Origin of the sequence: Rhizobacter sp. (genome assembly GCF_046595475.1) — a bacterium.
In the GTDB taxonomy this organism is placed as follows: Bacteria; Pseudomonadota; Gammaproteobacteria; order Burkholderiales; family Burkholderiaceae_C; genus Rhizobacter.
Map to the genome: position 1 here is coordinate 115173 of NZ_JBKJOQ010000107.1, position 11185 is coordinate 126357.

Below are 11185 nucleotides of genomic sequence, written 5' to 3' on the forward strand. Positions count from 1 at the left end.
GGGCAGGGGGAAACTTAGTATAACGATTGTGTAATAGAGTGGCATGGTGCGAACCCGCATGTGAAAGGTGAATGCGCAGGCACCTGCGCCGTACCGCAGAACCGGGGCGGCTACTAGGCTGGCTTGGCTGGCTTGGTCGGCTTGGTCGGCTTGGCGCGCTTCGCGGGCGCCGCCGGCTTTTTGCGGGCGGGCTTGGGTTCGGCCTGCGCCTGCACACGCAACGCCCCCCACCCGCCGATGGCGAAGTCGCTCCAGACCTGGGCCGCGCGCTCGGCGCTGATGCCGTTTCGCTTCAAGGCGCGCGACGACAGGATGGGCGCATTCACCGTCATCACCGAGCAGATCAGCGCCACGTCTTCGGCCACGCCGTAGGTCTTCATCAGGCGCTTGATGAAGTGGTCGGTGATGGCGGTGCGGCCATCGCGCTCACGGGTATGCACCAGCTCGGCCACGGAGCGGTCGCTGGCCAACAGCCGGATGATGGGGCCGCGCTCGTAGAGGTAGTCCAAGGCGCGCTTGTTCGACGCGCGAATCAGCGGCTCTAGCGGTACATCGTTCGGCAGCTCGTCCAGCCGGTGGGCGCCCAGGTAAAGATATTCACGCTCGAGCAGGGCCTTGAGCAGGTCCTCGCGCTTCGCAAAGTATTTATAGACCAGAGGCTTGCTCACGCCGGCTTGTATGGCCACGTTTTCAAGCGTGAAATTAGACAGACCGCGCTCGACGATATAGGCCACCGCGCTGTCAAGAATCTGCTCGCGCCGGGTTTCAGGAGACATGCGCCGCGCTCTTGGGGGCACTGGCGGCGGGGCGGGCGGGGCGGCTCGGGTGCTCATGGCGCGGAGCATATCCGCAGCAGGGCTTTGCAAAAGCAGCGCAGGGCCGGCCTCTGCAGCTGGCGCTACGGGCTGTCGCTTACCGCGATGCGATCGCCTGGTCGACGATCGCCTGCGCTTCCTTCAGGATGCGTTGCAGGTGATCGTTGCCGCTGAAGCTCTCGGCGTAGATCTTGTAAATGTCTTCGGTGCCCGACGGTCGGGCGGCAAACCAGCCGCTTTTTGCGATGACCTTGATGCCGCCTATGGCCGCGCCGTTGCCGGGTGCGTGGTCGAGCACGGCGGTGATGGCTTCGCCAGCCAGTTCGCGAGCGCTGATGCGTGCTGGCGTCAGCGCCGAGAGTTGCGCTTTCTGCGCGGTCGTCGCCGGGGCCTCTACGCGGTTGGCGATCGGCTCGCCAAGCTCTTGCACCAGATCCGCATAAGCCTGGGCCGGGTCGCGACCGCAGCGCGCCGTGATCTCGGCGGCCAGCAGCGCGGGCACAAGGCCGTCTTTGTCGGTAGTCCACACCGTGCCATCGCGTCGCAAGAAAGAGGCACCTGCGCTTTCTTCGCCACCGAAGCCGAGCGCGCCGTCGAGCAGCCCGGCTGAGAACCACTTGAAGCCGACCGGCACTTCATACAACTTGCGGCCCAGCCGCGTGGCGATGCGGTCGATCAGGCTTGTGCTGACCACGGTCTTGCCGATGGCGGCGTGGGCACCCCACGAGGTACGGTGCTTGAACAGGTAGTCGATCGCCACCGAGAGGTAGTGGTTAGGCGGCATCAGCCCGGCCGTGGGCGTGACGATGCCGTGGCGGTCGTGGTCGGTGTCACAGGCGAACGCGACGTCGAACTTGTCCTTCATGCCCTGCAAGCGCTGCATCGCGTAGGGCGACGACGGGTCCATGCGAATCTGGCCGTCCCAGTCAACCGTCATGAAGCCGAAGGTCGGGTCGACCACGTCGCTGACCACGGTGAGGTCGAGACGGTGGTGCTCGGCGATGCGTGCCCAGTAGTGCACGCCGGCACCGCCGAGCGGGTCGACGCCGATGCGAACCTTGGCCTCGCGGATGGCGTCAAAGTCGATCACGCTGCCCAGGTCGGCCACATAGGTGCCGAGGAAGTCGTGTCGGTGCGTGGTCTTCGCACGCAGCGCCTGGGCGTACGGCACCCGCTTGACCCCGCTCAGTGCGGCTGCGAGAAAGCGGTTTGCGCTCGCCTCAATTGCGGCGGTGATGTCAGTGCCCGCCGGGCCGCCATGGGGCGGGTTGTACTTGAAGCCGCCGTTGTCGGGCGGGTTGTGTGAGGGCGTCACCACGATGCCGTCTGCCAGCCCGTCGCCGCTGCGCCCGCGGTTGTGCGCCAAGATCGCGTGCGAGACCGCCGGCGTCGGCGTGTACTCGTCGCCCGCTGCCAGCATCACCTCCACGCCATGCGCGGCCAGCACCTCAAGCGCGCTTGCGCAGGCCGGTTGCGACAATGCGTGGGTGTCGACGCCCATGAACAGCGGCCCGGTGATGCCCTGGCGATGGCGGTGCTCGCAGATCGCCTGCGTGATCGCGAGCACATGCGCTTCGTTGAACGAGAGCTCTAACGACGAGCCGCGATGGCCAGAGGTGCCGAAGGCCACGCGCTGCGACGCCACCGACGGGTCGGGCACGCCGGTGTAGTAGGCGGCGACGAGGCGAGGCACGTCCACCAGCAGCGAGCGCGGTGCTGGCTTGCCGGCCAGTGGGCTGATCACGGTGGGCATGGGGGGCTCGTCAGGTGTGGGGTGAAGGCGGGGATCTCAGGCGCCTATAGCGCTCGATCAATGCGTTGGTGGAGCTGTCGTGGGCCAGAGGCACCTCGCTCGCCGCGGCAAGCTCGGGAAGTACGCGCTGCGCCAGCACCTTGCCCAGCTCGACACCCCATTGGTCGAACGAGTCGATGCCCCAGACCACGCCCTGCGTGAAGACGCTGTGCTCGTACAGCGCGATCAGTGCGCCCAAGGTCGCCGGCGTCAAGCGGTCGGCCAGTATCGTGTTACTCGGCCGGTTGCCCTCGAACACGCGGTGCGGCACCAGCGCGGGTGCGGTGCCCTCGGCGGTGACTTCTTCGGCGGTCTTGCCCAAGGCCAGCGCCTCGCTCTGCGCGAAGAAGTTGGCCATCAGCAGGTCGTGCTGCTGACCGTGTGTGGAGGCGAGGGGGTTCAGCGCCTGGCAGAAGCCGATGAAATCACATGGCACCAGCCGCGTTCCCTGATGAAGCAACTGGTAGAACGAGTGCTGCCCGTTGGTGCCGGGCTCGCCCCACAGGATGGGTGCAGTTTCAACGCCCACACGCTCACCCGATTGCGTCACGTGCTTGCCATTGCTCTCCATCGTCAGCTGTTGCAAGTACGCCGGGAAGCGCTTCAGGTACTGGTCGTAGGGCAGCACCGCCGCAGTCGCTGCGCCCAGGAAGTTGTTGTTCCAGATCGCCAGCAGGCCCAGCAGCGCAGGCATGTTTTGCTCAACAGGCGCGTGGCGAAAGTGCTCGTCCATGGCGTGAAAGCCGGCCAGCAACTCGCGAAAGTGCTGCGGCCCGATGGCGACCATGGTGGACAGGCCGATGGCCGAGTCCATCGAGTAGCGCCCACCCACCCAGTCCCAGAAGCCAAACATGTTTTCGGGCGCGATGCCGAAGTGCGCCACGCCCTCGGCATTGGTCGACACCGCCACAAAGTGCCGCGCTACCGCCTGGTCGTCGCCCAGCTGGCCCACGGCCCATGCACGCGCCGCGTGGGCGTTGGTGAGGGTCTCTTGCGTGTTGAAGGTCTTCGAGCAGACGATGAACAGGGTTTCGGCGGCGTCGAGATCGCGCGTGGCCTCCACCAGGTCGGTGCCGTCGACGTTGGACACGAAGCGCAGCGTCAGGTCACGCTGGCTGTAGCGGCGCAAGGCCTCGAAGGCCATCACTGGCCCGAGGTCAGAGCCGCCGATGCCGATGCTGATCACATTGCGTATGCGCCGCCCGGTGTGCCCCAGCCAGCGGCCGCTGCGCACGGCACCGGCAAACACCGCCATGCGCTCCAGCACGGCGTGTACCTCGGCGATGACATCGACGCCATCGACCATCAGCCTTTGCGTGGCGGGCGCACGCAGCGCCACGTGCAGCACCGAGCGCTGCTCGGTCGTGTTGATCGCATCGCCTTGAAACATGGCCTTGATGCGCCCGGCCAGGCCGCATTCGGTGGCCAGCGCCGCAAGCAGCTTCAGTGTCTGGTCGTCAATGCGGTTCTTGGAATAGTCCAGGTACAAGCCGGCCGCTTCGAGCGTGTAGCGGCGGCCACGCTCTGCATCGGCCGCGAAAAGGTCACGCAGATGGGCGTGGCCTGTCTTTGCGTGGTGGGCTGTGAGCGCCTGCCACGTCGCCCGCGAGACGGGCGCTTCCGTCACGCACGCGCCCCTGTCAGGCTGGCGCTCTTGTCGTGGATGCTCGCCAGCAGCGCCTGCCACGAAGCGGTAAAGGCTTCGGCGCCTTCACGCTGCAAGCGCGCGGCCAAGGCTACATCGTCGACGCCTTCGGCCCTGAACTGCTCAAGCACCGCCTCAGCGTCACCGCCATCGACCGGCAGCGCAGTGCTCACCTTGCCGTGGTCGGCGTAGGCCTGCAAGGTCTTCTCGGGAATGGTGTTGATGGTGTCGGGCGCCGCCAGCGCCTCGACGTAGAGCGTGTCGGGTGCGGCAGGGTCTTTGGTGCCGGTGCTGGCCCAGAGCAGCCGTTGCGGCTGCGCACCTGCCTCGGCAAGCTTGAGCCAACGCGGGGACGCGAGCAGGTCACGATAGGCCTTGTAGGTGCGCATCGCAATCGCAATGCCCAGGCGGTTGTGCAAGGGTGGCGAGACTTCGGGCTTCACCGCCACGTCCCAGCGGCTCACGAACAACGAAGCCACCGAGCGCACGTTGGCGCTCAGGCCCGCCTCGATGCGGCGCTCTATGCCGCGCATGTAGGCCTCGGCCGCCGCGAGGTAGTGCTCGCGCGAAAAAAGCAGGGTCACGTTGACCGGCACGCCGTCGAAGATTGATTCCTCTATGGCTTCGGCGCCCGCTGTGGTGCCTGGGATCTTGATGAAGAGATTCGGCCGGTTCGCGGCCTCGTGCAGCCAGGCTGCTGCATGGATGGTCTTGGCGGCGTTGTTGGCGAGCAAGGGCGACACTTCAAGCGAGACCCAGCCGTCGAGCCCGTTGGTGGCATCGAAGATCGGGCGGAACAGGTCGGCCGCGGTGGTCAGGTCTTCAAGGGCCAGCGCAAAAAACAGCTCTTCTGTGGGCTCGCCTCGCCGCGCCAGCCGCGCAATCGCTTCGTCGTAGAAGCTGCCGTGGCCGATGGCGTGTTCGAAGATGGTCGGGTTCGACGTCAGCCCGGTCACCGACCAGTCGGCGATGTAGCGGGCCAGCGTGCCCTTGACGAGCATCTCGCGGCTGATGTTGTCAACCCAGAGGCTCTGGCCCAGGTCGTGCAGCTGCTTGGTGTTGGTGTTGAGGGTGGTGTTCATGGCATCTCTTTGGCTGTCATGTTGGCGCTGCCGTTGTCGGGTCGTGCCAGCCGCCGTCGGCAGCGATCAATGCGGCGGCTTCGGCGGGCCCCCAGCTTCCGGGCTCATAGGGCAGGGCGGCGCTGTACTTGGTCAATACGGGCTCGACCACAGCCCAGGCCGCCATCACCGCGTCTTCGTCGGTGAAGAGCGCGCCGTCACCCGCCATCGCGTCGCCCAGCAGGCGCTCGTAGGTTGACATCGTGCTGGGTGCGTCTTCGCCGAGATACAGCTCACGCTGATCGCCGACAAACTCTCGGCCGGGGCGCTTGACGCGCGCCGCCAGCGCGATGCTGGCGCCGGGCTGCAGCCGGAAGCGTACGTAGTTGGCGCGGCCGCCAGAAGGCCCCGAATCGTCGAACAACTGCTGAGGCGGCGGCTGGAGCTGCACCTGCACCTCGACCACCGAATCTGGCAGCTGCTTGCCCGCGCGCAGGTACCAGGGCACGCCGGCCCAGCGCCATGAGTCGATGCTCAGGCGCAGCGCACAGAAGGTCTCCACATCGGAGCTGTTCGCCACTCCCTTCTCGTCGCGGTAGCCGATGTACTGGCCGCGAACCAGGTCGGCGGGCTTCAAGGGCAGCATGGCGCGCAGCACGCTCGCCTTGGCCGAGTGCACGGCCTCAAAACTCTGGAAGGCCGGGGGCTCCATCGCCAGCAGCGCAACCACCTGGAACAAGTGGTTCTCCACCACGTCGCGCAGGCAGCCAGCGCTTTCATAAAAGCCGCCACGTGTGCCCACCCCGAAGTTTTCGGCCAGCGTGATCTGCACGCTGGCAATGTGGTGGCGGTTCCAAACCGGTTCGAGAAAGGAGTTGGCAAAGCGGAAGTAGAGGATGTTCATGATCGCCTCCTTCCCCAGGTAGTGGTCGATGCGAAAAATCGACGACTCGGGGAACACCGCGTGCGCCACTGCATTCAGCTCGCGCGCCGAGGCCAGGTCGCGGCCGAAAGGCTTCTCGACGATCACGCGCGCACCCTGCGCCAGGCCCGCGGCCCCCAAGCTTTGGATCACGGTGGCGAACAGCGCCGGCGGAATGGCCAGGTAGAACGCTGGCCGCTTTGCGTCGCCCAAGGCGGCCTTCAATGCGGTGAAGGTGGCAGCGTTGTTGTAGTCGCCGCTCACGTAGTTCATCAGCGACATGAGGCGGTCGAAGGCGGCGGGGTCGTCAATGCCGCCTTCGTGGTCTTCATGCAAGAGGCTCTCGCGCACGTGGTCATGCCATTCGGCCACGCCCCATTTTGACGACGCAACGCCGATCACCGGCACCGTCAGGTGGCCCTTCTTCACCATCGCATACAGCGCCGGGAAGATCTTCTTTTTGGCAAGGTCGCCGCTGAAGCCAAAGACGACCAAGGCGTCGGAATGCGGCTGCTCGGCGGTCGGGCCAGCGCGTGTGGAGACGCTCATCGCGCATCCTCCGCAGGCTTCTCGACGTGGCCGCCAAAGGCATGCCGCATGGCCGAGAGCAGCTGATTCGCAAAGCCCGCCTGGCCACGCGAGGCAAAGCGCTCGTACAAGGCGGCGCTGAGCACCGGCGTGGGCACCGCCTCATCAATCGCTGCCTGGATGGTCCAGCGGCCTTCGCCTGAATCTGACACACGGCCATCGTAGGCGTCGAGCTGCGGGTCTTGCAGCAGCGCACCGGCCGTGAGGTCTAGCAGCCATGAGCCGATCACGCTGCCGCGGCGCCACACCTCGGCGACTTCGGGCAGGTTGATGTCGTAGCGGTAGAACTCGGGGTCGCGCAGAGGCGTGGTCTCGGCGTCGTGCTCCTGCTTGCGCTGGCCAATGTTGGCGTTGCGCAAGATGTCCAGGCCCTCGGCGTAGGCCGCCATCACGCCGTACTCGATGCCGTTGTGCACCATCTTGACGAAGTGGCCGGCGCCCGACGGGCCGCAGTGCAAAAAGCCTTCTTCTGATGGTGCGCTTGCGCCGCTGCGCCCGGGTGTGCGTGCTGCCGTGCCGGCACCAGGCGCCAGCGCCGAGAAGATCGGCGTCAGGTGGCGCACGGGGGCTTCTTCGCCGCCGATCATCAGGCAGTAACCGCGCTCTCCGCCGGCCACGCCGCCGCTGGTGCCCACGTCAACGTAGTGCACACCGGCCTCGCGCAGGCTCTTGGCGCGGCGCACGTCGTCGCGATAAAACGAGTTGCCGCCGTCGATCACGATGTCGCCGTCTTGCAGGTGTGGCGCAAGGGCGGTGAGGGCGGTGTCGACGATGGCGGCCGGCACCATCAGCCAGATCGCACGCGGCCGTGCGAGTTGGGCAACGAGCGACTCGATTGAAGCCGCACCGAGGGCGCCATCGGCCTGAAGCGCGGCCACCGCTTCGGGCCGCGTGTCATGCACGACGCAGCTGTGGCCTTTTTTCATCACGCGGCGCGCCATGCTGGCGCCCATGCGGCCCAGGCCGATCATTCCGAGTTGCATAGAGTGCTCCAGTTTCTTCTTTGTAGTCGATAGGAGAGCGTGCGCGCGAACTTGGTTCCTGCTTGCTTGTAGGCGAACGCCGCGTTGTAGGCCAATTCCGAGCCACGGCCCGCAAGCGGCGCCGATATGTGCGGTGGCACACAGACGAAGGGCTACCGCGAGCCTACGGTTGTGCAAAGCAGGCAGGCGCCGCGCGGGCTGTCTGCGAGCGAGAGCACGGGGCCGTCCCGCGCCTCAACAGCATTGCGAAGGAGCAAAACCATGCTGCGAACTCTCAAGGAATTGCATGACTACACCATCGGCGCCACCGATGGCGCGATCGGTCAAGTCAGGGATCTCTACGTGGACGACGAGGCGTGGGTCGTGCGCTACCTGGTCGTTGAGACGGGTGGCTGGTTGATGGGCAAAAAGGTCTTGATCTCGCCCATTGCCATCGGCAATGCGGACTGGACAAAGCGGCAACTGCCGGTCTCGATCACGATGGAGCAAGTCAAGAACAGCCCCGACTTCGACTCTGAGATGCCGGTGACACGCCAGCACGAAGCCGACTACTCCGGCTACTACGACTACCCGATCTACTGGGGCGGCGCAGGGTACTGGGGAGGCGGCATGTACCCCAACTTGATGTTGACGAGCTACGGCGGTTACGGAACACCGCAGGCCATGGCGCAGGAAGCCCGCAACGCCCGAACGCGCGCCATAGCCGGGCGCGACGAAGGTGCCGACCCGCATCTGCGCAGTTGCGAGGCAATCACGGGTTACCACCTCCACGCGAGCGACGGTGAGATCGGCCACGTTTGCGGCATGTTGGTCGACGACAAGACTTGGGCCGTGCAATATCTCATCGTCGACACCAGCAACTGGTGGCTAGGTCACAAAATGCTCGTCGCGCCGGAGTGGATAGAAGACGTGAGCTGGGCGCAGCGCACAGTCTCGGTCGGCTTGACGCGCCAAGCCGTGAAAGACGCGCCTGCCTACGACCCGGCCGAGCGCCTGACCCGCGCCGACGAGGCCCGCTTGCACGACCACCACGGGCGCACCGGATACTGGGCGGAAGGCGAAACGCAGAGAACAGGCGAAGAGCGCGCGACCGATCTTTCGCATGGGTAGCGTTAAGAAGCCGGCTAAGAAGCCGGTTCACCGTGCAGCTTCGTTACTCACGGGGGCCCGCGATGAATCTTGCGAAGGCGTTGAGTTGTCTCACGCAGACTACAAAGCCGAGCTGCACGACTTGCAGGTCGAGTTCGTCAAGTTGCAACGGCACTTCATCAAGCATGGCGACAAGATTCTGGTGCTCCTGGAAGGCCGCGACTCGGCCGGCAAAGACGGCAGCATCAAGCGCATCGTTGCCCACCTGAGCCCGCGTGAGACGCGAGTTGTCGCGCTCGGCAGGCCGTCGGATCGCGACACGCGCGACTGGTACTTTGCGCGCTACGTTGCGCAGCTTCCGGTGGCCGAAGAGCTCGTGCTGTTCAATCGCAGCTGGTACAACCGCGCTGGCGTCGAACGCGTGATGGGGTTTTGCACCACAGCGCAGTACCACGAGTTCATGCAGTCGGTGCCGCGCTTCGAGCAAATGCTGCTCGACTCGGGCATCCGGCTGCTGAAGTACTACCTGGACATCAGCAAGGGCGAACAAAAAAAACGACTGGCCGAGCGCAAGCGCGACCCGCTCAAGCAGTGGAAGAGCAGCCCGATCGATGACGTGGCCATCAAGCACTGGGACGACTACTCGCAAGCGCGCGACGCCATGCTGCTCGGCAGCAACACCACAGCCGCTCCGTGGCAGATCGTGCGCACCGATAGCAAGCCGCACGCGCGCCTGAACCTGATGCGAGACATCTTGAGCCGCTTGCACTATGCCGGCCGCAGCAAGAAGCTGGTGGCGCCAGACCGCAACATTGTTTTTGAGTTCACGCCTGACTGCGTGGCCGCGCAGCGGCTGGCACCCTGAGCCCATGGGCACCGCCAACAGCACACCCACGAGCACCCCGCACGCGCCGACCCCAGCAACCTCGGGCGTCGTCACCGCGGTGCGCGGCAGCGTGGTCGACGTGCGCTTCGACGGCAGCTTGCCGCCGATTCGCACGCTGCTGCGCGCGGGCGACAACGGCGAAATGGCAATCGAAGTGCTCACCCAGATCGATGCCCGCCACGTGCGCGGCATAGCGCTCACGCCCACGCAGGGCTTGGCGCGCGGCATGGCGGTAACCAACACTGGCAGGCCGCTGCTGGCGCCCGTGGGAAAAACCATCTTGTCGCGCATGTTCGACGTGTTCGGCCACGCCATCGATCGCCAAGACGAACCGAAAGACGTGACCTGGCGCTCGGTGCACCGCGAGCCGCCGCCGCTGATCCATCGCTCGACCACCTCTGTCATCTTCGAGACCGGCATCAAGATGATCGACGTGCTGGTGCCGCTGGAAACCGGCGGCAAGGCAGGGCTGTTTGGCGGGGCGGGTGTGGGCAAGACGGTGCTGCTGACCGAGATGATCCACAACATGGTCGGCAAGCAAGGCGCGAACAAGGGCGTGAGCATCTTCTGCGGCATCGGCGAGCGCTGTCGCGAGGGCCAAGACCTCTACGCCGAAATGAAGAAGGCCGGTGTGCTGAAAAACATGGTGATGGTCTTCGGCCAGATGAACGAGCCGCCGGGGGCTCGCTTTCGTGTCGGCCAGGCCGCGCTGACGATGGCCGAGTATTTTCGCGATGACGAGCACCGCGACGTGCTGCTGCTCATCGACAACATCTTCCGCTTCATCCAGGCCGGCTCCGAGGTCTCGGGGCTGATGGGGCAGATGCCGTCGCGCCTGGGCTACCAGCCGACCATGGGCACCGAGCTGTCGGGCCTGGAAGAGCGCATCGCCAACACCGACAGCGGCGCGATCACTTCGATCCAGGCCGTGTATGTGCCGGCAGACGACTTCACCGATCCGGCGGCGGTCCACACCTTCTCGCATCTTTCTGCGTCTATCGTGCTCTCGCGCAAACTGTCGGCAGAAGGCCTCTACCCGGCGATCGATCCCCTGCAATCGAACTCCAAGATGGCGACACCGGGCATCGTAGGCGAGCGGCACTATGCCTTGGCACAGGAGATCCGCCAGACACTCGCTCAGTATGCAGACCTGAAAGACATCATCGCAATGCTCGGCCTCGAGCAACTCTCGCCACAAGACCGTAAGGTCGTGGCGCGAGCCCGAAGGCTCGAGCGGTTTCTCACGCAGCCGTTCTTCACCACCGAACAGTTTACTGGCCACAAGGGAAGGTTGGTCAGCTTGAAGGACTCACTCGACGGGTGCGAGCGAATTTTGCGCGACGAATACAAGGACTACCCGGAGAGCGCGCTCTACATGATCGGGTCGATCGACGAGGCCAAGGC

9 protein-coding genes are annotated in these 11185 nt (G+C 65.4%); 3 read left to right on the forward strand and 6 right to left on the reverse strand.

Features of this window, described 5'->3' with window-relative positions:
- Window positions 1-113: 113 nt before the first annotated feature.
- The 6 genes from AC30QB_RS19625 to gnd form a co-directional block, all read right to left on the reverse strand.
- Window positions 114-776 (reverse strand): TetR/AcrR family transcriptional regulator, encoded by a 663-nt coding sequence (locus AC30QB_RS19625; protein WP_489547953.1) that lies wholly within the window; start codon window positions 774-776, stop codon window positions 114-116.
- A 136-nt stretch (window positions 777-912) separates the two neighbouring features.
- A complete protein-coding gene (gene pgm / locus AC30QB_RS19630) occupies window positions 913-2568 on the reverse strand; it encodes a phosphoglucomutase (alpha-D-glucose-1,6-bisphosphate-dependent) (protein WP_489547954.1) in 1656 nt (551 codons plus the stop codon).
- A 10-nt stretch (window positions 2569-2578) separates the two neighbouring features.
- The gene (gene pgi / locus AC30QB_RS19635) at window positions 2579-4234 is read right to left on the reverse strand and encodes a glucose-6-phosphate isomerase (RefSeq protein ID WP_489547955.1); all 1656 of its coding nucleotides are present in this window, start codon (window positions 4232-4234) and stop codon (window positions 2579-2581) included.
- The gene (gene tal, locus AC30QB_RS19640; protein ID WP_489547956.1) at window positions 4231-5334 is read right to left on the reverse strand and encodes a transaldolase; all 1104 of its coding nucleotides are present in this window, start codon (window positions 5332-5334) and stop codon (window positions 4231-4233) included. Before tal ends, pgi begins: the two co-directional genes overlap by 4 nt.
- 16 nt (window positions 5335-5350) lie before the next feature.
- Window positions 5351-6784 carry a glucose-6-phosphate dehydrogenase gene (gene zwf, locus AC30QB_RS19645; RefSeq protein WP_489547957.1) on the reverse strand — a complete coding sequence of 478 codons (1434 nt, stop codon included), beginning with the start codon at window positions 6782-6784 and terminating at the stop codon, window positions 5351-5353.
- Window positions 6781-7806, reverse strand: a complete 1026-nt coding sequence (gene gnd / locus AC30QB_RS19650; protein WP_489547958.1) for a phosphogluconate dehydrogenase (NAD(+)-dependent, decarboxylating) — start codon at window positions 7804-7806, stop codon at window positions 6781-6783. Before gnd ends, zwf begins: the two co-directional genes overlap by 4 nt.
- Before the next feature lie 261 nt (window positions 7807-8067).
- Here gnd and AC30QB_RS19655 point away from each other — a divergent pair, with 261 nt between their 5' ends.
- The 3 genes from AC30QB_RS19655 to atpD form a co-directional block, all read left to right on the forward strand.
- Window positions 8068-8916: a PRC-barrel domain-containing protein gene (locus AC30QB_RS19655; protein WP_489547959.1), complete on the forward strand. Its 849-nt coding sequence runs from the start codon at window positions 8068-8070 to the stop codon at window positions 8914-8916.
- Window positions 8909-9760, forward strand: a complete 852-nt coding sequence (gene ppk2, locus AC30QB_RS19660) for a polyphosphate kinase 2 (protein WP_489547960.1) — start codon at window positions 8909-8911, stop codon at window positions 9758-9760. The genes AC30QB_RS19655 and ppk2 overlap by 8 nt, the downstream gene beginning before the upstream one ends.
- A 4-nt stretch (window positions 9761-9764) precedes the next feature.
- Window positions 9765-11185, forward strand: a 1421-nt coding sequence (atpD, locus tag AC30QB_RS19665; protein WP_489547961.1) for a F0F1 ATP synthase subunit beta, incomplete at its 3' end; no start/stop codon positions are given.